At 73.9% G+C, this 21,887-nt stretch carries 20 protein-coding genes and 1 tRNA gene; 12 read left to right on the top strand and 9 right to left on the bottom strand.

Annotated features, from left to right (window positions below):
* The first annotated feature begins 5 nt into the window (after positions 1-5).
* Positions 6-1,211, top strand: coding sequence for an FAD-dependent oxidoreductase (locus AB0K60_RS11140; RefSeq protein ID WP_364051490.1), 1,206 nt, complete (start codon positions 6-8; stop codon positions 1,209-1,211).
* A gap of 81 nt (positions 1,212-1,292) precedes the next feature.
* Here AB0K60_RS11140 and AB0K60_RS11135 read toward each other — a convergent pair whose 3' ends face one another.
* Positions 1,293-2,171 carry a M23 family metallopeptidase gene (locus tag AB0K60_RS11135; RefSeq protein ID WP_364051487.1) on the bottom strand — a complete coding sequence of 293 codons (879 nt, stop codon included), beginning with the start codon at positions 2,169-2,171 and terminating at the stop codon, positions 1,293-1,295.
* A 148-nt stretch (positions 2,172-2,319) separates the two neighbouring features.
* Between AB0K60_RS11135 and dnaG the strand changes: the two genes are divergently transcribed.
* The 4 genes from dnaG (at position 2,320) to AB0K60_RS11115 (ending at position 7,310) form a co-directional block, all read left to right on the top strand.
* On the top strand, positions 2,320-4,176 hold the full coding sequence (gene dnaG / locus AB0K60_RS11130) for a DNA primase (protein ID WP_364051484.1): 1,857 nt from the start codon (positions 2,320-2,322) through the stop codon (positions 4,174-4,176).
* A 144-nt stretch (positions 4,177-4,320) separates the two neighbouring features.
* Positions 4,321-5,457, top strand: coding sequence for an RNA polymerase sigma factor RpoD (rpoD, locus tag AB0K60_RS11125; RefSeq protein ID WP_364051481.1), 1,137 nt, complete (start codon positions 4,321-4,323; stop codon positions 5,455-5,457).
* 89 nt (positions 5,458-5,546) lie between these two features.
* Complete coding sequence (locus tag AB0K60_RS11120) at positions 5,547-6,815, top strand: hypothetical protein (protein WP_364051478.1); 1,269 nt, start codon at positions 5,547-5,549, stop codon at positions 6,813-6,815.
* Positions 6,816-6,824: 9 nt separating this feature from the next.
* Positions 6,825-7,310, top strand: a complete 486-nt coding sequence (locus tag AB0K60_RS11115; RefSeq protein WP_364051475.1) for a hypothetical protein — start codon at positions 6,825-6,827, stop codon at positions 7,308-7,310.
* 45 nt (positions 7,311-7,355) lie between these two features.
* Here the strand turns inward: AB0K60_RS11115 and AB0K60_RS11110 are convergent, their stop codons facing one another.
* The gene (locus tag AB0K60_RS11110; protein ID WP_364051472.1) at positions 7,356-7,676 is read right to left on the bottom strand and encodes a YtxH domain-containing protein; all 321 of its coding nucleotides are present in this window, start codon (positions 7,674-7,676) and stop codon (positions 7,356-7,358) included.
* 163 nt (positions 7,677-7,839) lie between these two features.
* Between AB0K60_RS11110 and AB0K60_RS11105 the strand changes: the two genes are divergently transcribed.
* From AB0K60_RS11105 to AB0K60_RS11085, 5 genes are all read left to right on the top strand, one after another.
* Positions 7,840-7,915: transfer RNA gene (locus AB0K60_RS11105), tRNA-Asn, on the top strand.
* 183 nt (positions 7,916-8,098) lie between these two features.
* Positions 8,099-8,878 carry an enoyl-CoA hydratase-related protein gene (locus AB0K60_RS11100; protein WP_364051469.1) on the top strand — a complete coding sequence of 260 codons (780 nt, stop codon included), beginning with the start codon at positions 8,099-8,101 and terminating at the stop codon, positions 8,876-8,878.
* Between the two features lie 63 nt (positions 8,879-8,941).
* Positions 8,942-9,772, top strand: a complete 831-nt coding sequence (locus AB0K60_RS11095; protein ID WP_364051466.1) for a phosphoribosylaminoimidazolesuccinocarboxamide synthase — start codon at positions 8,942-8,944, stop codon at positions 9,770-9,772.
* Positions 9,773-9,817: 45 nt separating this feature from the next.
* Complete coding sequence (gene galK / locus AB0K60_RS11090) at positions 9,818-10,939, top strand: galactokinase (protein ID WP_364051463.1); 1,122 nt, start codon at positions 9,818-9,820, stop codon at positions 10,937-10,939.
* 90 nt (positions 10,940-11,029) lie between these two features.
* A complete protein-coding gene (locus AB0K60_RS11085; RefSeq protein WP_364051460.1) occupies positions 11,030-11,551 on the top strand; it encodes a DUF402 domain-containing protein in 522 nt (173 codons plus the stop codon).
* A 39-nt stretch (positions 11,552-11,590) separates the two neighbouring features.
* On the opposite strand, the gene AB0K60_RS11080 is transcribed toward AB0K60_RS11085, so the two are convergent.
* The 6 genes from AB0K60_RS11080 to AB0K60_RS11055 form a co-directional block, all read right to left on the bottom strand.
* A complete protein-coding gene (locus tag AB0K60_RS11080) occupies positions 11,591-12,595 on the bottom strand; it encodes a LacI family DNA-binding transcriptional regulator (protein ID WP_364051457.1) in 1,005 nt (334 codons plus the stop codon).
* The gene (locus AB0K60_RS11075; protein ID WP_364051454.1) at positions 12,595-13,575 is read right to left on the bottom strand and encodes a hexose kinase; all 981 of its coding nucleotides are present in this window, start codon (positions 13,573-13,575) and stop codon (positions 12,595-12,597) included. Before AB0K60_RS11075 ends, AB0K60_RS11080 begins: the two co-directional genes overlap by 1 nt.
* A 32-nt stretch (positions 13,576-13,607) precedes the next feature.
* Positions 13,608-14,639, bottom strand: a complete 1,032-nt coding sequence (locus tag AB0K60_RS11070; protein WP_364051451.1) for a hypothetical protein — start codon at positions 14,637-14,639, stop codon at positions 13,608-13,610.
* A gap of 168 nt (positions 14,640-14,807) precedes the next feature.
* Entirely contained in the window at positions 14,808-16,133 is a 1,326-nt protein-coding gene (locus AB0K60_RS11065; protein WP_364051448.1) for an FGGY family carbohydrate kinase, read from the bottom strand.
* Positions 16,130-17,188, bottom strand: a complete 1,059-nt coding sequence (locus tag AB0K60_RS11060; protein ID WP_364051445.1) for a mannose-6-phosphate isomerase — start codon at positions 17,186-17,188, stop codon at positions 16,130-16,132. The genes AB0K60_RS11065 and AB0K60_RS11060 overlap by 4 nt, the downstream gene beginning before the upstream one ends.
* A 163-nt stretch (positions 17,189-17,351) precedes the next feature.
* Positions 17,352-17,927 (bottom strand): TetR/AcrR family transcriptional regulator, encoded by a 576-nt coding sequence (locus AB0K60_RS11055; protein WP_364051442.1) that lies wholly within the window; start codon positions 17,925-17,927, stop codon positions 17,352-17,354.
* Positions 17,928-18,024: 97 nt separating this feature from the next.
* Between AB0K60_RS11055 and AB0K60_RS11050 the strand changes: the two genes are divergently transcribed.
* Both AB0K60_RS11050 and AB0K60_RS11045 read left to right on the top strand, forming a co-directional pair.
* A complete protein-coding gene (locus AB0K60_RS11050) occupies positions 18,025-20,604 on the top strand; it encodes a molybdopterin-dependent oxidoreductase (protein ID WP_364051439.1) in 2,580 nt (859 codons plus the stop codon).
* Positions 20,605-20,609: 5 nt separating this feature from the next.
* Positions 20,610-21,524: an FAD binding domain-containing protein gene (locus AB0K60_RS11045; protein ID WP_364052090.1), complete on the top strand. Its 915-nt coding sequence runs from the start codon at positions 20,610-20,612 to the stop codon at positions 21,522-21,524.
* On the opposite strand, the gene AB0K60_RS11040 is transcribed toward AB0K60_RS11045, so the two are convergent.
* Complete coding sequence (locus tag AB0K60_RS11040) at positions 21,521-21,886, bottom strand: hypothetical protein (protein ID WP_364051436.1); 366 nt, start codon at positions 21,884-21,886, stop codon at positions 21,521-21,523. The two genes, AB0K60_RS11045 and AB0K60_RS11040, sit on opposite strands and share 4 nt — an antisense overlap.
* Between the last annotated feature and the right edge of the window lies 1 nt (position 21,887).

The following is a 21,887-nucleotide window of genomic DNA, read 5'->3' as shown; positions in this document are numbered from 1 at the left end:
CGACCATGACGATTGTGATCATCGGAGCGGGACTCGCGGGGGCCAAGGCCGCCGAGACCCTGCGGGAGGAGGGATACACCGGGCGGGTCGTCCTGATCGGCGCCGAGCAGGAGCTGCCCTACGAGCGGCCGCCGCTGTCGAAGGGCTACCTGCAGGGCACCGCCGAGCTGGGCTCGGTGTACGTGCACGACGCGGCCTGGTACGAGGACAAGGGCGTCGAGCTGCGGCTCGGCGTGGCCGCCGCGGCGATCGACCGGGACGCGCGGGAGGTGGTGCTCGCCGACGGGTCGCGGGAGCCGTACGAGTCGCTGCTGCTGGCCACGGGGGCGACGCCGCGCCCGCTGCCGGTGCCGGGCACGGACCTGGCGGGGGTGCACTACCTGCGCACGATCGCCGACAGCCAGGCGCTGCGCGCCGCGTTCGCGCACGGCGGCGAGGTGGTGATCGCCGGGGCGGGCTGGATCGGGCTGGAGACCGCGGCGGCGGCGCGGCTCGCCGGGTGCGAGGTGACCGTGGTCGAGCCGGACCCGGCGCCGCTGTACCGGGTGCTCGGGCCGGAGGTGGGCCGCGTGTTCCAGGCGCTGCACGAGCGCCACGGCGTGCGGTTCCGGTTCGGGGCGGCCGTCACCGGGCTGCGCGGCGACAGCACCGTCCGGGAGGCCGTGCTGTCCACCGGGGACGTGCTGCGCGCCGACGAGGTCGTGGTCGGCATCGGCGTCACGCCGAACGTCGAGCTGGCGCGGAGCGCGGGCCTCGAGGTCGCCGACGGCGTGGTCACCGACGCCTCGCTGCGCACCTCCGACCCGGCGATCTGGGCCGCCGGAGACCTCGCCGAGTCGTTCAACCCGCTGCTCGGGCGGCGCGTCCGGGTCGAGCACTGGGCCAACGCCCTCAACGGCGGCCCGGCGGCGGCGCGGGCGATGCTCGGGCGCGAGGTGGTCTACGACCGCGTGCCGTACTTCTACAGCGACCAGTTCGAGCTCGGCATGGAGTTCAGCGGCGACATCACCGGACACGACGAGGTGGTCTACCGCGGCTCGGTGGAGCGCCTGGAGTTCATCGCCTTCTGGCTGCGCGGCGGCAGCGTGGTCGCGGGGATGAACGTGAACGTCTGGGACGTCGTCGGCGACGTGCAGGCGCTGATCCGCGCCGGGCGCTCGGTGGACGTCAAGCGGCTCTCCGACCCCGAGGTGCCGCTCGACCAGGTGTAGGGCGGGCAGGTGTAGGAAGGGCAGGTGTAGGGAGGACCTGGCGGGCCGGAGGCCGGGCGCGGGACGCCCGGCCTCGCCGCCTCAGTCCTCGATGAAGACCGGCTCGTCATCCGGGCTGCGGGTGGGCTTCGGCTTGGGCTTGCTCGTGGGGGTCGGCGTCGGCTGCTTCCCGGTGCACAGCACCGTGCACTGCGGCGTCGCGCCCATGCGCTTGCGCAGGTCGAGCATCTCCTTGCGCGGCGAGTAGGTGCGGTTGCCGTCGAACCAGGCGTCCAGGTACTTCCACGGCTTCACCATGCCGCGCCGTACCCACCAGTAGCCCGCCGGGGACTCCCAGGAGACGGCGAAGTACAGGTTGGGGGCGCCGCCGGCGGCGTTGCCGGAGTTGCCCACCCGGCCGAGCACCTGACCGGCCTTCACCTTCACGCCGGGGCGGATGCCGTCGGCGATCGAGTCGAGGTGGCCGCCCAGGTAGCGCACGCCGTCCGCGCCGATGATCGCGACGAACCGGCCCTCGCGGTCGGGCCCCCGGTCGGTGGACGAGCGCCACCGGTCCTCTGCGTTGACCTCGTGCACGGTGCCGTCGATGGGGGCGACGAACCGGCAGCCCTTCTTCGCCCAGATCGTCGATTTCGGCAGGACCAGCAGCTTGCGGGCGTAGGTGACCTTGCAGCCCGCCACCGGGAAGACGTAGGTGTGCGACGACAGCTTCGGCGGCGGCACCCGCACGGGGTCGTCGCCGACGCCGGGGGTCGGCAGGGGCGTGGCGCCGGGCGCGCCGCTGGGGGAGGTCCTGAAGGACTGGCCGTCGTCGGGGCCCGCCGTCGCCGCGGAGACGATCGTGTCCTGTGCCGGGGGAGCGGGCGGCACCGTGCTGATCCCGGGGACACCGGCGGACGTGGTGCAACCCGCGGTCAGCAGGACCAGGCCCGCGAACGCGGTCACTCTCCCCGAACGCATGAACTCCCCCAGTCAGGGCCGTGTCAGCCGTGCTGTGCTTGGACCCCTCATTTCTAACGGACCATTCATCCGCATACGACCGGTTCTCACAACCGATTGGTTGCGGTACGGCATCACTGAGGCGGATGCGGCGAATAGACTCGCCACCGTGGCCGGGCGCATCAGTGACGAGGACATCGCTCTCGTGCGGGAGCGCTCACCGATCGCCGACGTGGTGGGTGAGCACATTCAGCTTCGCAACGCGGGGGGTGGCAACCTCAAGGGGTTGTGCCCCTTCCACGACGAGAAGTCGCCGTCGTTCAACGTCACCCCCGCGCGGGGCTACTACTACTGCTTCGGCTGCGGCGCGGGCGGCGACGTCATCACCTTCGTCCGCGAGATGGAGCACCTGTCGTTCACCGAGGCGGTCGAACGGCTCGCGCAGCGGGCGGGCATCCAGCTCCGCTACGAGCAGGGCGGCTACGTGCCGGGGCGGGAGCAGGGCGAGCGCACCCGCCTCATCGAGGCGCACCGGGCCGCCGCCGAGTTCTACGCCGAGCAGCTCTCCTCGCCCGACGCCGCGCCCGCCCGCCGCTTCCTCGCCGAGCGCGGGTTCGAGCGGGTGGACGCCGAGCACTTCGGTGTCGGCTACGCGCCGGCCGGGTGGGAGGCGCTGTCGCGGCACCTGCTCGCCCGCGGGTTCACCACCGCCGAGCTGATCAAGGGTGGGCTCGCCAAGGAGGGCCGCCGGGGCCCGATCGACCGGTTCCGCGGGCGGCTCGTGTGGCCCATCCGCGACATCACCGGCGACGTCATCGGCTTCGGCGCGCGCAAGCTCAACGACGCCGACGAGGGGCCGAAATACCTCAACACCCCCGAGACCCCCATCTACAAGAAGGGCTCGGTGCTGTACGGCGTCGACCTGGCCAAACGAGAGATCTCCCGGCGCTCCCAGGCCGTGATCGTCGAGGGGTACACCGACGTGATGGCCTGCCACCTGGCCGGGGTGCCCACCGCGGTCGCCACCTGCGGCACCGCCTTCGGCGAGAAGCACGTCAAGATCCTCCGGCGGCTCCTGCTCGACCAGGACGAGTTCCGCGGCGAGGTGATCTTCACGTTCGACGGCGACTCGGCCGGGCAGAAGGCGGCGCTGCGCGCCTTCACCGAGGAGCAGCGCTTCGTCACCCAGACCTTCGTCGCCGTGCAGTCCGACGGGCTCGACCCCTGCGACCTGCGGGTCAAGCAGGGCGACGCCGCCGTGCGCGACCTGATCGCCAGCCGCGAGCCGCTGTTCGCCTTCGCCATCCGCAGCGCCATCTCGCGCTTCGACCTGCGTACCAACGAGGGGAGGATCGCCGCGCTCGACGCCGCGGCGCCGATGGTCGCCGCGATCAAGGACACCGCGCTGCGCAAGCGCTACGCCGTCGATCTGGACCGCTGGCTGGGGTTCATGGACGAGCAGCTCGTGCTGCGGCGGGTGCAGGAGGTGACGGCGCGGGCGCACGGCCGCCCCGCCCCGCGCGCCAGGGCGCCGCGGCCGGTGGCCGACCTGTCCAACCCGGCGGTGCGGGTCGAGCTGGAGACGCTCAAGCTCGCCGTGCAGCGCCCGGCGCTGATGGGGCCGGAGTTCGACGCGCTCGGCGCGGAGGCCTTCAGCGTGGCCCAGCACGCGGCCCTGTACGAGCTCGTCATGGCCGCCGGGGGCACCGTCTCGGCGGGCCCCGGCGGGCAGCCGTGGGTGGACCGGCTGCTCGCCGCCGCCCCGGACGAGAACACGCGGGCGATGGTGACGCGCCTGGCCGTCGAGCCGATCGCCACCAGCCTGGACAGCGAGGAGCGCTACGCCTCCGCGACGCTCGCCGGTCTCGGCGAGATCGCGGTGACCCGCGCCCTGGTGCAGATCAAGGCCCGCATGGAGCGGCTCAACCCGGTGGACGAGCGGCAGGAGTACAACCGCCTGTTCGGCGAGCTGGTCGCGCTCGAACAGCAGCGGCGGGTGCTGCGCGATCGCGCCACCGGGGCGTAATTAATCCCCCTTTCCATTCACCGGATTTGGCAAACATCTTTCCCGGTCTCAATTCGGTAATGGTGATCCCTTACCTTCGGTGACAAAAATGGGTCTGCCGTTTTGCCGTCCTTATAGCGCAGACTGTGTTCCGTGGGTGCATCGGTGTTGCCAACGAGTGGGCCGCCGGCGGTTGATCAGGTGGCCGATCTGATGGCGAGAGGAAGGGAGCGTGGAAGCGTCACCGTCGACGACGTGGCCGCCGCGCTCGACCGCTCCGAGCTTCCCGCGGACGCGCTTGAGCGCGTCGTGCGGATGCTCGCCGACAACGGCGTGGAGGTGCTCGAACCGCAAGCCGAGGATGACACGGTCCGGGCCGAGGAGGAAGACCTCGGCAGACGGGCTCCGACCAGCGACCTGGTCCGCATCTATCTGCGGGAGATCGGGCGGGTGCCCCTGCTGACCGCCGAGGAGGAGGTGGAGCTCGCCAAGTCCATCGAGGCGGGTCTGTTCGCCGAGGACCGGCTGTGCGCCGCCGGCCGTCGGCCGATGCCCGAGCTTGAGGAGCTGGTCTGGGAGGGCGTGCGCGCCAAGCAGCGTCTGATCGAGGCCAACCTGCGGCTGGTGGTGTCGATCGCCAAACGGTACGTGGGCCGCGGCATGCTGTTCCTGGACCTGATCCAGGAGGGCAATCTCGGCCTCATTCGCGCGGTCGAGAAATTCGACTACACGAAGGGCTACAAGTTTTCCACGTACGCCACCTGGTGGATCCGCCAGGCGATCACGCGGGCGATCGCCGACCAGGCCCGGACGATTCGAATTCCGGTGCACATGGTCGAGACGATCAACAAACTCGTGCGCGTGCAGCGGCAGCTCCACCAGGATCTCGGCCGCGAGCCCACCCCCGAGGAGATCGCGCTGGAGATGGACCTGCCGGTGGACCGGGTCGTGGAGATCCAGCGCATCGCGCAGGAGCCGGTGTCGCTCCAGTCGCCCATCGGCGAGGAGGACTCCGACCTCGGCGACTTCATCGAGGACGCCGACGCGGTGGTGCCGATGGAGGCGGCGGCCTTCATCATGCTGCAGGACCAGCTCGACGACATCCTGGCCACGTTGTCCGAGCGTGAGCAGCGCATCATCCAGTTGCGGTTCGGGCTCTCCGACGGCCATCCGCGGACGCTGGAGGAGGTCGGCCGCGAGTTCGGCGTGACCCGGGAGCGCATCCGGCAGATCGAGTCCAAGACGCTCGCCAAACTGCGCCACCCGACTCGGGCGCAGATGCTGCGCGACTATCTCGAGTAGCGGCTTGGAGGGCATGTACGACTTTTCGCTGAATGTCGTACATGCCCTCAGCCCTTGTTTACCTGCCGATTCGCGGCAAGACTGCTGGTGTGGACGCTCGACTCGCGGTCGACGACGCCGCGCTCGGGCGGGCCGCCCTGGCGGTGCTCGACGCGAACTGGACAGGTTCGGCCACCGTGCCCGCGCCGGGCCTCTACCCGCATCAGTGGAACCTCGACTCCACCCTGGTGGCCGCCGGCCTCGCCGCCCGCCCCGAACGGACCGCCCGCGCCCGCGCCGAGCTGACCGGCCTGCTGACGGCGCAGTGGCGGGACGGGATGATCCCGCACATCGTGTTCCGGCCGGGCGACGGCTACTTCCCCGGCCCGGCCGTGTGGCGGTCGGCCGACTGCCCGGCCGCGCCCGCCGGGGTGGCGACCTCGGGGCTGACCCAGCCGCCGCTGCAGGCGTACGTGGTGTGGCGGATCTGGCGGCGGTGCCCCTGCGAGGAGACCGCCGGGTTCGTGCGGCGGGTGTGGCCGCACCTGGCCGCCCAGCATCGGTATCTCAGCGGCAGCCGGGACCTCGGCGGGGCGGGCCTGGCCGCGATCGTGCATCCGTGGGAGTCGGGCATGGACGACAGCCCGGCGTGGGACGCGCCGCTGGCCGCGCTGCCGTTCCGGGCCGGGGTGCACGAGGACCGGTACGTCTGGCTCGCCCTGCGGTACCGCGACGCCGGGTACGACCCGGCGTATCTGCGCGCCGAGCATCCGTTCGCCGTGGAGGACCCGTTCTTCAACGGGGTGTGGCTCGCCTCGACGTGGGCCATGACGCGGCTCGCCGAGGTGGCGGGCGCGGGGGCGGGGCCGTACGAGGAGGCGGCCGAGCGGATCCGCGGTGCGCTGCTGGCGCGGCTGTGGGACGCCGCCGACGGGGGGTTCCTCGCGCGGGACCTGCGGGCGGACCGGACGATTCCGGTGCGGACGATCGGTGGGTTCGGGCCGATGCTCGACCCGGGCATGCCCGCGCACGTGGTGGACGCGCTCGCCGACCTGCTGGAGTCGCCCCGGTTCATGGGGGCCGCCGGATATCCGGTGCCGAGCTGTGAGATCAGGGCGGTGGAGTTCGACCGCGCACGCTACTGGCGGGGGCCGTCCTGGGTGAGCGCGAACTGGCTGGTACGGCAGGCGGCGCTCGCGCACGGGCGCGAGACGCTGGCGGCGACCCTGGGGGCCACGACGCTGCGGCTGGTGCGGCAGTCCGGGTTCCGGGAGTGCTTCGACCCCTTCGACGGCTCCGGGCGGGGATGCCGGGACTTCTCCAGCTCGGCCGCGCTCACCCTCGACCTGCTCGCGCCCGGCGGCGTGCCGACCGGGTAGCGTCGGCACATGCGCCTGTTCCGCCCGAAGCTGCCCGCCGCCGTCCGCGCCGCCCTGGACCTTGAGCCGGGGGAGCGGGTGCTGTCCCACGCCGCCACGGCCGACGGCGGGTACGTGGTGGCCACCGACCGCGCGCTGCACCTGCCCGCCGGGGTGCGGATCGGCTGGCACCTGATCGAGCACGCGCGGTGGGAGGAGACCGGGCTGCTCGTCACCGGGACCGACGGGTCCGCGCATCGGGCCGCCGTGCCCGAGCCGGGGCTGCTGCCTGAGACGATCAAGGAGCGCGTCACCTGGTCGATCGTCGCCAGCCGCCACGTACGGCTCGGCGACCGGGGCGGGGTGCGCCTGGTGGCCCGGCGGACGCCGGGCGCCGACGGCCCCGATCTGCGCTGGGACCTCGTCTTCGACCAGGGCCTGGATCCCGCCGACCCCGGGCTGCGCGCCCTCGCCGAGCAGGCGCTGGAGGACGTGCGGCGCAGCCTGGGCGTCTAGCCCTCGCCGAGTACCCGCGATGTCCGCACGGCGCACCCGCGGACGTCAGAGGGTCGAGCCGCCCCGCTCGGTGGTCGGTGTGCCGACCCTCGCCGTCGGCGTGAGACCGTTGCCGGGGCCGCCGCCCGCCGAATTGTCGCTCCGGGCCGAGGGGATGAAGGGCATCTTCTCGCCGACCCGGTCCTTGGCCTTCGACGCCACCTGGGACGCGCGGGCGCCGACGAGGCCGGCGGCCTCCTGCACCTTGGGGTTGTCGGCGACGCGCTGTGCGAGCCGTTTGATCTGCTCGTAGCGCTCCCGGCCCGCCCGCGTGCCCAGCACGTAGCCGACCGCGAGGCCGACGATGAACACCACTCGATAGCGCATGCTTCCCACCTCCAAGTAAAACCGGCATATCCCGGTAACCAGCCCCCTACCCGCCGCTGGCGGCTCCTCCCCTCGAAATGGATGCGACATGCACCCCTCGGAGTGCGCTAATCTAGTCACGCACCGCAGGACGGGGGCCCGCCCCCGCTCCGAAGTGCGTCGATCCCGCGTAGCTCAATCGGCAGAGCGTCCGGCTGTTAACCGGCAGGTTATAGGTTCGAGTCCTATCGCGGGAGCCACCTGGCCGAAGCCCCGGATATCCTCCGGGGCTTCGGCGTTTCCGGGGGTTTCCCAGGGGCTCGCGGGGTCTCGTGGGCTTTCGCGAAGATCCGGGAGGTTCCGGAGAGTTCCGGAAGTCTCCGGGCAGGTGACCTTCCCCGCCGAGTTGGTGTAGAACATTATTCGGATAGGGGAGGTGGCCGATGTCCGATCTCGTGCTGGACTCGCTCAACAAGGGCGTGCTGACGCTCGCCTTCAACCGGCCGGACCGGCTCAACGCCTGGACCGACGAGATGGGACGGCGCTACTTCGACCTGCTGGAGGAGGCCGACCGCGACCCGGCCGTCCGCGTCATCGTGGTCACCGGGGCCGGGCGCGGCTTCTGCGCGGGGGCCGACTTCGCGGCGCTGCACAGCATCCAGGACGGGACGTACGACGGCGAGACCGACAAACGCCCCACCACCTTCCCCATCACGATCCGCAAGCCGATCATCGCCGCCGTCAACGGCGCCTGCGCCGGGCTGGGCATGGTGCACGCCCTCGTCTGCGACCTGGTGTTCACCGCCGAGGACGCCAAGTGGACCACCGCGTTCGCGCGGCGCGGCCTCATCGCCGAGTACGGCCTCGCCTGGATCCTGCCCCGGATCGCCGGGCACGCCGTGGCGATGGACCTGCTGCTGTCCGGGCGCACCTTCACGGGGGCCGAGGCCGCCGCGCTCGGGCTGGCCCGGCGGGCCGTACCGGGGGAACGGCTCATGCAGGAGACCCTCGCGTACGCCTGGGACCTGGCCCGGCACAGCTCGCCCACGTCGATGGCCGTGATCAAGCGGCAGGTCTGGGGCGACTGGTCCCGGACGCTGGAGGAGTCCCGCGACGACGCCGTGCGCGAGATGCTCCAATCGTTCGCCCGCCCGGACTTCGCCGAGGGCGTCTCCAGCTTCGTGGAGCGCCGTGCCCCCGACTTCCCGCCGCTGCCCTCCTAGTACGGTTGCCCTGGCGGGTCCGCTGCCCGCCGTCGACAGCCGATCGCAGCGCAGGGGGGCATCGTGCGGCTTCTCCACTCGGGCAAGGTCCGCGACGTCTACGAGGACCGGGGGGACATCCTGCTGGTGGCGTCGGACCGGGTGTCGGTCTACGACGTCATCCTGCCCACGCCGATACCGGACAAGGGCCGGGCGCTCACCCGGCTGTCGCTGTGGTGGTTCGAGCGGCTCGCCGACGTCGTGCCCAACCACGTGATCTCCGCCGACGACGTGCCGGCCGAGTTCGCCGGGCGGGCCATCCGGTGCCGGAGGCTGGAGATGATCCCGGTGGAGTGCATCGCGCGCGGCTACCTGGCGGGCGGCGGGCTGAAGGAGTACGAGCGCGACGGGGCGATCTCGGGGGTGCCGCTGCCGGCCGGGCTCGTGGAGGGGTCGCGGCTGCCCGAGCCGATCTTCACCCCGACCACCAAGGCGGCGCTCGGCGCGCACGACGAGTTCGTCACCTACGAGCAGGTCGCCCGGGGCGTGGGCGCCGATGTGGCGCGCGAGCTGCGGCGGCTCACCCTGGAGGTCTACCGGCGGGGCGCAACGATCGCCGCCGAGCGGGGGATCATCGTCGCCGACACCAAGCTGGAGTTCGGCTGGTCGGCCGAGCGCGAGCTGACCCTCGGCGACGAGGTGCTCACCTCTGACTCCTCCCGCTTCTGGCCCGCGGAGGACTGGCGGCCGGGCGGGCCGCAGTTCGCCTTCGACAAGCAGTACCTGCGGGACTGGGCCACCAGCACCGGCTGGGACAAGACCGAGCCCGCGCCGGAGGTGCCGCCGGAGATCGTGGAGATCACCCGGCAGCGGTACGTCGAGGCGTACGAGCGCATCACCGGCGAGAATTGGTAGCCGCCACCACCGAGTGCCGACATCATTGACGAAAGGCCGCACGTCATGCGAGTCGCCGACGCCTTCCTCGCCGCCCACGGCCGTGCCCCGGAGGGGGTCTGGCACGCGCCGGGCAGGGTCAACCTGATCGGCGAGCACACCGACTACAACGACGGCTTCGTGCTGCCGTTCGCGCTGCCGTGGGGCGTGTCCGCCGCGGTCGCGCGCCGCGACGACGGCGTGGTCGCCATCCGGTCGCTGCAGGCACCGGACGAGGCGTACACGCTCACCGACCTGGACCGGGCCGAGGGCTGGGTCCGGTACGCGGCCGGCGTGGTGTGGGCGCTGCGGGACGCCGGGCACGACGTGGGCGGCGCCGACATCGTGCTCGACGGGGACGTGCCGCGCGGCGCGGGGCTGTCCTCGAGCGCCGCGCTCGAGGTGTCGGTCGCCGTCGCCCTCGACGAGCTGTACGGCCTGGGCCTGGACCGGATGACGCTCGCCAGGCTGGCGCAGCGGGCCGAGAACGAGTTCGTCGGCATGCCGTGTGGGATCATGGACCAGGCGGCGTCCGCGCTTTCCGCCGAGGGGCACGCGCTGTTCCTCGACTGCCGCTCCCTCGGCCACCGCAACGTGCCGCTGGACGTGTCCGCCGCCGGATACACCTTCATGATCATCGACACCGGGGTGCACCACGAGCTCGCCGACGGCCAGTACGCCCGGCGGCGCCAGGACTGCGAGAACGCCGCCAAGCGGCTGGGCGTGGCGGCGCTGCGGGACGTCACCGACCTGGCGGCGGCCCTCGCCCGGCTCACCGGCGACGAACGCAAGCGCGTCCAGCACGTCGTCACCGAGAACCACCGGGTCGAGGCCACGGTCGGGCTGCTGCGGGCCGGGGCCGTGGCCGAGGTCGGGGCCCTGCTCAACGCCTCCCACCTGTCGCTGCGCGACCAGTTCGAGGTGTCGAGCCCCGAACTCGACGTGGCGGTGGAGGCGGCGGTGCGCGGCGGCGCGCGGGGCGCGCGGATGACCGGCGGCGGCTTCGGCGGCTCGGCGATCGCCCTGGTGCCCGCCGACCGCGTGGACGGCGTGCGGGACGAGGTGAGCCGCGCCTACCGCGAGCGCGAATTCGCCGCGCCGCGCTTCCTGCCCGCGGTGCCCTCGCCCGGCGCGCGACGCCTGGCCTGACCGGCCGCTCTCCCCAGGTCGCCCCGGGGCCGTCCCGCATGCCGAAACTCGTTGGATCGGAACAGGCCGGGACTCGTAGAGTCCGGAGACATGGAGCCGCAATCCGTCCGCGTCGTCTACCGCAAGTTCGACGGCAGCCTGCACTGGCATCATTCGGCCCGCTACCTCGGCGAGGACGAGTACGGCCGGTGGGTCGGCTGCGAGCCGGGGGCGATCGGGCGGCGCGGGTACGAGCCCGAGGTGGTGTGGCACCACGCGTTCGTGATCCTGTTCCCCCGCGGCGCGTGGTGGACCGCGTCCTTCAACGCCCAGCCGAGGACCACGCGCGTCTACTGCGACGTCACCACCCCGCCCCGCTGGAACGGCGACGAGGTCACCGCCATCGACCTCGACCTCGACGTGCTGCGCTTCGACGACGGGCGGATCGTCCTCGACGACCAGGACGAGTTCGCCGAGCACCGGGTGAAGTACGGCTATCCGCCCGAGATCGTCGCCGGGGCCGAGACCGCCGCCTCCTGGCTCCTTGAGGCGGTGCGCTCGGGTCGGGAGCCCTTCGGGGACGGCTACGAGCCCTGGCTGCGCCAGGTGTCCGGCCTGCCGGAGACGATCTAGCCCAGCGCGTTCGGTTGAGTCGGGGGTCTATTTGGGGGCCTATCGCGCCGGGGGAAGCTCGCCGGAGCCGCGGACGATGAGCCGCACCGGCAGCACCACGCGGCGCGGCGGCCCGCACTCGCCGCCGATGCGGTCGAACAGCAGCTCCGCCGCCGTACGGCCGAGCCGCCGCGGATCCTGGGAGACGGCCGTGACCGGCGGGCTGAGCGAGTCGGCGGCGGCGAAGTCGTCGAAGCTCACGTGCGCCACGTCGGTACGCCCGCCCAGGTGGAGGGCGCGGACGACGCCGAGCGAGCTGCGGGCGTTCGCCGAGATCACCGCCGTGGGGGCGGGCGTGACCGACAGCAGGTCGAGGGTCTCGGCGGTGGCGTTCTGCGCGCCGGTGGCGTCCACCCGGACCAGGCGGTCGTCCACCGGGATGCCGGCGTCGAGCATCGCCGCGCGGAAGCCCTGGTAGCGCAGCCGCGTGGTGTAGACGTGCAGCCGGTCGCCGACGAAGGCGATGCGGCGGTGGCCGTGGCGGATCAGGTGGGTGGTGGCCGTCCACGCGCCGCCCTCGTTGTCGGCGAGCACGGTGTCCGCCTCGTACTGGATGGGCGGGCGGTCCACGAACACGGCGGGCAGCTTCGGCAGCGTCCGGGCGAGGTAGGAGTGGTCGTCGGAGGTCGGGGTGACGATGACGCCGGCGACGCGGCGGTGGGTGAGGCCGCCGACCGCCACCCGCTCGTTCTCCGGCGCGTACCCGGAGCTGGTGACGATGACGAACATGCGGCGCTCGCGGGCCACCTCTTCGATCGCGCCGGTCACCTCGGCGAAGAACGGGTCGGCGATGTTCTCCACCACCAGGCCGATCGCGTCGTCGCGCCCGACGCGCAGCGAGCGGGCCACCGGGTTGGGGCGGAAGCCGAGCTCGCGGATCGCCGCCCGCACCCGTTCCGCGGTGGCCGGGGCCACGCCGGGGTCGGCGTTGACCACGCGGGAGACGGTCTTCGGGCTCACTCCGGCGATCGCCGAGACGTCGCGCAGCGTGGGCCGGCGGGACATCAGGTCCCCGTTCGCGCCGCGATGCCGGCCATGACGTCCGCCAGACGGGCGGCGAGCTCGCGGGCCCGCGCCGGATCGACGCCGCCGGCGAGCTCCTGCTCCACCGACGCGGTGGCGGTCGCGACGGCGAACACGACGGCGTCCACGCCCGAGCGGCCCTCCTCGAACGCCTCCACGAGCCCGGCCACGAACGAGTCGCCCGCGCCGATCGGGTTGGCGACCCGCACCGGCACCGTCGGCACCCACGTGACGCCGTCCGCGTCGCCGTACGCCGTGCCCGCCGCGCCCGCCGTCACCGCGGCGCTGCGCGCGCCCCGGCGGCACAGCTCCAGCACCGCGTGCCGGGCCCGGTCGGGCACGTCGTCGCCGGTCTCGGCCACCGACTCGTGGGCGTGGCCGTGCAGCACCTGCTCGGCCTCCGCCAGGTTCGGCGTGACCACGTCCGGGCCGGCCGGTAACGCCTCGGCGAGCGCGGCGCGGGAGGCGTCCACCACCACCCGGGCCCCGGCGCCGCGGCCGATCGCGACCAGGCGGCCGTACCCGTCGTCGGGGGCGCCCGGGGGCAGGCTGCCCGAGCACACCAGGGTGGGGTGGTCGCCCCGGGCCAGCTCGTCGGCGACCGCCCGCTCGTACCGATCCCAGCCGCCGTCGGGCACGGCCGGGCCCGGCTCGTTGAGCACCGTCACCCGGCCGGAGTCCTCCAGGTAGATGGTGGCGACCCGGGCCTCGCCCGGCACCGGCACGCCGGTGAAGGTCACCGGCTCGGGCGCGAGCAGCCGCTCCACCAGCGCCGCGTCGGTCTGCGGCAGGAAGCTCACCAGCGTGGCGCGCCGGCCGAACGCCGCCGCCACCCGGCTCACGTTGAGGCCCTTGCCGCCCGCCGTCACCACGGCGCGGGAGGGGCGCTGCACGCTGCCGGGCCGCAGCTCCGGCAGCCGGACCGTACGGTCCACCGCGATGTTGGGAGAGGCGATCAGCAAGGCGACTCCTAGTGAAGTGGCGTCGGCGGCGGTCATCCGTATCGGCTGTTTTCATACCATTTCGGAGGAAGCGCGGCGGTGGCCTGGGCGGTCGGCAGCCGCTCGATCGCCGGGCGGCCGTGCGCGCGCACGATGTCGTTGAGCGCGGCGAGCCGCTGCCCGGCGCGGATCACCGCCGCCCGCCGCTCGGCGTCGGGCAGCCGGCCCACGGCGTCGCCCCACACCGCCCGCCCGGCGATGTACCCGCTCGCCCCGGCGCGGGCGCAGATGTCCATCTGCACCACGAAGTCGTCGTACCCCGCGCCCTCGCTGAGCAGCACCCACGGGACCCGCAGCGCCGCGTCGAGGTCGCGCGCCGCCGCGTGGGCGGACGCGCGATCCCCGGCCGTGCCGATCCGGCCGGGGAACTGCACCTTCAGGACGTCGGCCCCGGCGTCGGCGAACGTCGCGGCGGCGGCGACGATGGCCTCCTCGCGGGCGCGGGCCACCCGCTCGTCGGCCGGATCCTCGCCGTCGAGGGGATACCACAGCGGCTCGACGATCAGCGGGAGCCCGTGCGCGTGGCAGGCGGCGGCCAGCTCCGCCACGAGCTCCCGCTGGGCGGCGGCCACCTCGGTCAGCTCGGCCCGGTGGAACACCAGGAACTTGGCGCCGTCCGCGCCGACGGCGGCGATCTTCTCCACGCCCCAGCCCGGTCGCGGCCGTACGTCGAGCTCCCAGCCGAGCCGGGTGCCCGGGGCGTACACGAGCCGCTCGATCGGCGCGATCAGCCCCGCCGAGCCCGGCAGGTCGCCGGTGAGGACGGCCTGGCCGAGCGACCACACCGGGTCGAGCAGCAGCGCGGAGGCATGCCGCGCCATCATCGCCACCAGCTCCAGCTTCGAGGCCACGACGGTCTCGTGCGGGACCCGGCTGATGTCGGCGTCGAACAGCGCCAGGTAGTTCTCCGGATGATCGATCGCCGCGACGAGGAGGAAGCCGCCCGGGTCGGCGAGCCGGCTCATCCGCCGCAACGTGCCCAGGCGCCGGGTATCGAGGCCCTGGGCGGCGATATTTGAGGTCACTTGTCGCCTTCCATCAGCACTTGTCCTTGTAGATGTACTTGTTGACCTCGGGGTCGTTCAGGTTGTCCTTGGTGACGATGAGCGACTCGGTGGCGATGTTCGCCCGCACGGCACGCGTGAGGCCGCCGTGGTGCGCATGATCATCCCTCCGTCGTCATCCCTCCGTCGTCAGCCCTCCGTCGTGGTCAGCGGCATGCCCGCCGCCTCGGCCGCGAGGCGGGCCGCGCCGTACGCGCCCGGCTCGGCGATGGCGGTGGTCTGCATGGCGGGGAAGCGGCGCCGCTTGGCCGCGAGCACGACCGGGTCGCGCAGCCAGCCGCCCGCGGCCACCACCCGCCGGTACGGGCCCACCTGGGCGTCGATGCGGCCGAGCAGCGTCTCGGCGTGGTCGGCGAGGCCGTCGGCGACCGCGCGCCACAGGCGGGGTGGGGTCACGTCGTCGGTGATCCCGGCGAGGCCGAAGTGGTCGTCGCGCGGATCGACCAGGCGCAGCGTCGGGTGGCCGCCCGGCTCGGCGAGCGCGCGGCGGCTCAGCTCGGCGCGGCCCTCGGCGGTGGTGACGCCGAGCAGGGCGGCGATCCTGCCCAGCGTCAGGCCGGTGGGCAGGCCGGTGAGCACGCACAGGTGCCCGGCGACCACGTGCCAGCCGACGCTCATGCCCTGCTCGGTGAGCGCGCCGACGCGCTCGGGCGGCAGCGGCGGGCGCACCGTGCGGACCAGCGCCTCGGCGGTGCCCAGCGAGTTGAACAGCGCGCCGTCGGTCGCCGCCCCCACGCCGTACGCGGCGACCTGGTGGTCGTGACCGGCCACGGTGAGCACCGCGCCGCGCAGGACGGCGGGCACGTCCTCGCCCCCGGCGCGCCCGGCGGGCGTACCGGCCACCACCGGGTCCGGTAGCAGGACGCGGCCGCCCAGCAGCTCGGCGGCGGCGGGCCAGGGGCGGGCCGTGGCGAGATCGAGCAGGCCGGTACGGCTCGCCAGCGACAGCTCCGCCACCGGTTCGCCGCCCAGGCGGCGTACCACCCACTCGCCGACCGAGTAGAAGCGGACGGCGGCGGCGGTCTCGGGCCGCTCGCGGCGCAGCCACAGCAGCTTGGCCAGCGACGGCAGCGGCCCGGCCCGCATGCCGGTGGTGCGCTGGAAGACCTCCGCGCCCAGCTCGCGGTGGATCGTCTCCACGTCGCCGCGCGGGTCGTGCCAGGCGATCGCGGGGGCGAGCGGGCGGTCGGCGGCGTCGGCGAGCACGCCGGTCTCGGCCATGCCGGTCACCCCAACGCCGAGCACCCGCGGCTCGGCGGCCGACGCGGCGGCGGCCTCGGCGGCGACCGCGCCCGCCAGCTCGGCGAGCCGCGCCGGGTCGGTTTCGGCGTGGTAGTCGTCGTGACGCCAGGGCGTCGGCCGCTCGGCGCACTGGAGCTCCTTGCCCGCGGTGTCGACGGCGACGGCCTTGATGCGGGTGGTGCCGACGTCGACGCCCACGAAGAGCCCGGTCATCGTCCCTCCACCGGCGACGGCGGGCGGCACAGGATCGCCTCGACCCCGACGTCCCCGCCTGCCGCGCCTGCTGTGTCTTCCCCGCCTTCCAGCCGCCACCGCCCGCAGGCGTACGGGACCACCACCGCGTCACCCCGGCGCAGCGGGACCTCCTCCCCGGCGTCCGGCACCAGCCGGCCCGCGCCCCCGACCACGAGCAGCACCGCGAAACCGGGGTCGATGACCGGGCCGTCCGGCGATCCGGCCCCGCCGGCCCGCAGCCGGTGCGCCCGGAAGTACGGCGACGCCGCCACCGGCAGCAGGTCCGCCTGCCCTGACGCGTGCAATCTCTCGCCGGGCACCACGAGCGTGCCGAGCTCGTCCTCGCCGAGCGCGTCCAGCCGCAGCGCCGTCAGCGCCACGTCGAAGCCGAGGCCGAGGTGGCCCTCGCGGTGCGGGTCCAGGTCGAGCCCGTCCGCTTCGAGCAGGATCGACAGGTCGCTCGGCTCCTGCAGCTCCAGCAGGAACACCCCGGCGTCGATGGAGTGCGGCACCCCGGCCGGGACGAGCACGGCGTCGCCGGGCCGTACCTCCAGGGTGCGCATGAGCCCCAGCAGCCCGGCGGCGTCGCCGGCGTCCACCAGAGCGCGCACCTCGGGCAGCCGCACGGGCTCGGCGAAGCCGAGGCGGACCCGCGCGCCGGGATCGACGCCGAGCACGATCCACGCCTCGGTCTTGCCGTGCGGCAGGCCCAGGTGGCGGCGGGCGAACGCCCGGTCGGGGTGTAGGTGCACCGGGAGCCGCCCGCCCGGGTCGAGCAGCTTGACCAGCAGCTCGGTGGAGGCACCGAAGCGGGCGGCGTGCTCGGGCCCGAGCCAGCCGACGGGGTCGGCGGCGACGGCGTCGCGCAGCCGCGTGCCGTCGGGCAGGCGGGACAGGCCGCGCTCGGTCTGCGATGTCATCGTGGTCATCGACGCGATCCACTTCTCCGGACGCCGCGGCCCGCCCGGCGCGCCCTGGCCGCGTAGCGCGGCGATGCGGTCGCCGCCCGGGTAGAAGTGCTCGACCTGGTTCACCGGCAGCGGCTGCGGGCGGGGCCGCGGACGGCCCACTGACCTGCCCGGTTCCCGCCGCGGCGCTCCGGATGCGAAGCCCGGAGATGACATCGATGTCATGACCGGAAGCTAACGTCGCTGTCCGTAGCGGTCAATGGTGCGTGAGGCCCCGGATACCTGTTCGTTACCTGGCGGCGGGCACCGGTCGCATCACGTCGAGCAGGGCGTCGATCACGTCCTGCGGGTCGATGCCCTTGTGCCGGTAGTGGCCGGACAGCGTGTATTCGGCCAGGCCGTGCGCGGTGGACACCAGGGCCAGCAGGCGGGCCCTGGACGCGCCCGCGTCCGCGTGCGGCTCGGCGCCCGGCCAGTCGGCGACCAGCTCCTGGATCGCCCGGTCGGTCGCCGCCGCCAGCTCCGGATACTTGCCGGCGGACTTCAGCGCCGAGGAGAAGAGCAGCCGGTACTCCTGGGGATGGGCGAGGGCGTAGCGGATGTAGCTCTCGTAGAAGGTGCGCAGCCGCTCCTCCGGCGAGTCCTGGTCGGAGTACGAGGCGCGCACGTGCCGGGTCAGGTCGTCGAGGACCCGCGCGCTCATCGTGGCGAGCAGCTCCGCCTTATCCGCGAAGTGCCGGTACGGGGCGGTGCGGGAGACCCCGGTCAGCGTGCCGACGGCGCGGAGCGTGACGGCGTCGAGGCCCCCTTCGCGCAGCAGCCGCAACCCGCTGTCCACCAGCCGCGACCTCGTGTCATCTTTCACAGGGTCATCATCTCCCATGCCGTGATCGTGCGCCTATCAGGTTGACAACGTCAACCCGATGCGCCATGTTGACAACGTCAACCAAGGGAGCCTCAACGTGAAGATCACAGTGAACGGCGCGCCCGCCGAGGCGGACGCGGATCCCGACCTCCCTGCGGCGCACCTGCTGCGCGACCGGCTCGACCTCACCGGGACCAAGGTGGCCTGCGGCACGGGGGTCTGCGGCGCCTGCACGGTCCTGGTCGACGGCACGCCCATGGCGAGCTGCCTGCTGCCGTCCGCCGCCCTGCGGGAGCGGGAGGTCACCACCGTCGAGGGCCTGGGCGGCGACCACCCCGTGCAGCGGGCGTTCGCCGCCGAGGACGCGCTGCAGTGCGGCTACTGCACGCCCGGCTTCGTCGTCGAGGCCGCCGCGTTCGTGGACCGGCACCGGGCCGAGCACGGCGACGTCGCCCCCGACCGGCGCGCGATCGCCGACGCGATGGCCGGGCACCTGTGCCGGTGCGGCGCGTACGAGGGCGTCTACCGGGCGATCGCCGCCGCCTGCGAGGGCCGCTACGACGACGACCCCGGAACCCCGGCCCGGGTGGACGCCCCCGACAAGGTCACCGGGCGCGCCCGCTACACCACCGACGTGCGGCTCGACGGGCAGCTCGAAGGGGTGATCGTGCGCGCGGACCGGCCGCACGCGCGGGTGCTCGCCGTCGCGTTCGACGGCGAGGCCGCACTGGTGGATCTGCTGCCCGAGGACCGCGTGGTCCGCTACGCCGGGCAGCCGATCGCCGCCGTGGCCGCCGCCACGTACGACGAGGCGTGCGCCGCCGCCGCGCGGGTCCGGGTGCGCTACGCGGACCTGCCCGCGACGACGCGGCCCACCGGAGAGGGCCGGCCCATTTACGCGGAGAAGGACCGCAAGAACGTGCACAACGCCAGCGAGGGCTTCTCGATGCCCGGCAAGTGGCGCGGCAACATGCGCGGCCCGGCGTCGCTGCTGAGCTGGCGCGGCGGTGCCGCCGTGCGCAGGATCGCGGCGGCGGCCGAGCGCGGCGATCCGCGGCTGGTGACCGGCGAGTACGGCACCGCCGTCCAGGTGCACACCCCGTTGGAGCCGCACGCCTGCGTGGCCCGCTGGGACGAGCGCGGGGACCTGCACCTGTACCTGTCCACCCAGGCGATCGGCATGGTGGCCGAGCGGGCCGCCGCCCGGTGGGGGCTGCGGCCGGAGCAGGTGCACATCGTCGCCGACCACGTCGGCGGCGCCTTCGGGGCCAAGGTCCAGCTCGGCGTGGAGGCGATCGCCGCGGCCGAGCTGGCGCGGGCGGCCGGCGCGCCGGTGCGCGTGGTGTTCAGCAGGGCCGAGGAGCTCACCGACGCCGGGAACCGCCCCGGCACCACGACCCGGATCGCGATGCTCGCCGGCGCCGACGGCGAGCTGAAGGCGCTCACCATGGACACCCGCGCCGACGGCGGGGCCGCCATCGGGTCGGTGGTCGCCGGGCTGGCCCGGCTGATGTACGGCACCGCGCCCCGGCGGCTGCGCGACTACGACATGCTCACCAACCTGCCGCCGGGCTCGCCGTTCCGCGCGCCGGGCGGGCCGCCGATGGCGTGGGCGCTTGAGCAGACCGTGGACGAGATGGCGCACCGGCTCGGCGAGGACCCGATCGCGCTGCGCCGCCGCTGGGACGGCAACCGCAGGCGCCGCGTGCTCTACGAGTGGGCCGCCGAGCTGCCGGTGTGGCGCGAGCGCGCGCCCAGCGGGTCGCGGACCGGGCGGTTCCGGCGCGGGGTGGGCGTGGCCGCCGCCGCGTGGCTGTACGCGCTGACCACGAACGCCCAGGTCGAGCTGACGGTCGAGGGCGGGGTGGTGGTCGCGCGCAGCACGACGCAGGACATTGGCACCGGCACCCGCAGCGTGATCGCCGAGGTGCTGCGGGAGGAGCTCGGCCTGCCCGAGGACAAGATCCGGGTGGAGATCGGCCGGTCCGGGACCGTGTCGGGACCGCCGTCGCTGGGCAGCCGGGCCACCACCTCGGTGGGCCCTGCCGCGCGGGACGCGGGCCGGAAACTGCGCGACGCTCTCGGCCCGGAGTTCGCCGAGCGACCGGAAAAGCGGCTCGTCGACGCCGAGGGGCTGCGCGTCGTCGGCGAGCGGGCGCGCGACCGCGGCGGCTACCTGGTGCCCATATCGATGCACGGCGTCGGCGTCGGGCGCGGGCTGAGCGGCGCGGTGCAGGTGACCGAGGTCGAGGTGGACACCCGGCTGGGCGTCATCCGGCCGCTGCGGGTCTGGGCCGGCATCGCCGCCGGGCGGATCTATCGGGAGCGGCTCGCCCGCAGCCAGTGCGAGGGCGGCGTGATCCAGGGCATCGGGTACGCGCTGTACGAGGAGCGGCAGTTCGACCCGGAGACCGGGCACGTCCTCACCGCGAACCTGGAGGACTATCGCATCCCCGGCATCGGGGACACGCCGGAGATCACGGTGCGGTTCCTGGAGGAGGGCTGGGACCACGTCACCGGGGGAGGCATCGGCCTCGCCGAGGTGTCCACGATCGGCGTCGCCGCCTCGGTCGGCAACGCCGTGTACAACGCCACCGGGTGGCGGCCCCGGCACCTGCCCATCCGCCCGGACCGTCTGCTGCAGGGGCTGAAGGGACTGGAGGGTATGGGATCGTGAGCACGATGACGTTGCGGGAGCTTTCCGAGACGCTGGCCGCCGACGGGGGCGAGCCGCGGGCCGGGGGCACCGACGTGATGGCGCGCCGGGGCGGCGGGCCGTACCGGGACCTGCGGGGTTTCCCCGAACTGCGCGGGGTGACGTGGGACGCGGACGGCTCGGCCCGGCTCGGCGCGCTGACGACGATCGCGGAGATCGCCGGGGACGCGCGGCTGGCGGCCGCCTACCCGGCGCTGACGCTCACCGCGGGCGCGCTGGCGACGCCGCAGATCCGGGCGGTGGGCACGCTCGGCGGCAACCTGCTGCAGCGCAACCGGTGCGCGTACTTCCGCCACCCCGGGTTCTCCTGCCTGCAGAAGGGCGGGGACGCCTGCCCGGCGCGGCAGGGGCGGCACCTGCACGGGACGGTGATCGGCGACTCGGCGTGCGTGGCGCCGCACCCGTCGTCGATGGCGATGGCGCTGCTGGCCTACGACGGCGCGGTCGCCGAGGTGAGCGGGCGCGGCGAGATCCCGATCGCCGCCCTGTACGGCGACGCCCCCGACCGCGACCACCTGCTCGAACCGGGCGAGATCCTCACCGCGGTACGGCTGCCGCCCCCGCTGGCGGGGGAGCGGGCCGCCTATCACCGGGCGATCGGGCGGCTGAAGGCCGAGTGGCCGCTGGTCGAGGCGGTGGCGCGGGTGGCGCTCGACGGCGACGTGATCGCGTACGCGGCGGTGGCGGTCGGCGGCGTGGCGCGCACGCCGCTGCGGCTGCCGGAGGTGGAGCGCGCGCTGACGGGCCGATCCACGACGGCCGGGCCGACCGAGGCCGCCGACCTGGCGACGGAGCGCTGCGCGCCGCTGCCGGAGACCGGCTACAAGGTCGCGCTGCTGCGCGGGACGGTGCTTGAGGTGCTGGAGCGGGCGGCAGGCTAGAGGGCGAGCTCGCGCTCGATGCGCCTGAGGCTGTGGCGGGCCAGCGCCAGGTTGGCCCGCTCACGGTCGAGGGCGAGGTAGAGGAACATGTAGGCGCCGTCGCGGGTCAGCACCCGGATCAGGTGGTACTGGCGGTGCAGCGTGACCAGGATGTCCTCGATCGACTCGTCCATGTCGAGCGTGGCCATCATGCGCATTTCATGCCGTACGACCTCGGCGTTCCCCGCCGCGGCGATCTCCAGGTCCAGGTCGCGCCCGCCGCCGGCCGTACCGAGGCACATGCCGCTCTCGTAGTCCACCAGGGCCGCGCCGATCGCCCCGTTGACGGCCATGGCCTCCTTGAGCGCGGTCTCGATGTTCATC

The organism is Thermopolyspora sp. NPDC052614 (genome assembly GCF_040678635.1).
In the GTDB taxonomy this organism is placed as follows: Bacteria; Actinomycetota; Actinomycetes; order Streptosporangiales; family Streptosporangiaceae; genus Thermopolyspora.
This window is presented reverse-complemented; position numbering and strand designations above follow the sequence as displayed.

Excerpts from the sequence above, each read along its gene's own strand:
- AB0K60_RS11065 (WP_364051448.1), bottom strand. The coding sequence starts at position 16,133 with ATGACCGGGCTCTTCGTGGGCGTCGACGTCGGCACCACCCGCATCAAG.
- AB0K60_RS11040 (WP_364051436.1), bottom strand. The coding sequence starts at position 21,886 with ATGAACATCGAGACCGCGCTCAAGGAGGCCATGGCCGTCAACGGGGCG.
- AB0K60_RS11045 (WP_364052090.1), top strand. The coding sequence starts at position 20,610 with ATGACGTTGCGGGAGCTTTCCGAGACGCTGGCCGCCGACGGGGGCGAG.
- AB0K60_RS11100 (WP_364051469.1), top strand. The coding sequence starts at position 8,099 with ATGTCCGATCTCGTGCTGGACTCGCTCAACAAGGGCGTGCTGACGCTC.
- galK (WP_364051463.1), top strand. The coding sequence starts at position 9,818 with ATGCGAGTCGCCGACGCCTTCCTCGCCGCCCACGGCCGTGCCCCGGAG.
- AB0K60_RS11135 (WP_364051487.1), bottom strand. The coding sequence starts at position 2,171 with ATGCGTTCGGGGAGAGTGACCGCGTTCGCGGGCCTGGTCCTGCTGACC.
- AB0K60_RS11115 (WP_364051475.1), top strand. The coding sequence starts at position 6,825 with ATGCGCCTGTTCCGCCCGAAGCTGCCCGCCGCCGTCCGCGCCGCCCTG.
- AB0K60_RS11080 (WP_364051457.1), bottom strand. The coding sequence starts at position 12,595 with ATGTCCCGCCGGCCCACGCTGCGCGACGTCTCGGCGATCGCCGGAGTG.
- AB0K60_RS11085 (WP_364051460.1), top strand. The coding sequence starts at position 11,030 with ATGGAGCCGCAATCCGTCCGCGTCGTCTACCGCAAGTTCGACGGCAGC.
- AB0K60_RS11140 (WP_364051490.1), top strand. The coding sequence starts at position 6 with ATGACGATTGTGATCATCGGAGCGGGACTCGCGGGGGCCAAGGCCGCC.
- AB0K60_RS11110 (WP_364051472.1), bottom strand. The coding sequence starts at position 7,676 with ATGCGCTATCGAGTGGTGTTCATCGTCGGCCTCGCGGTCGGCTACGTG.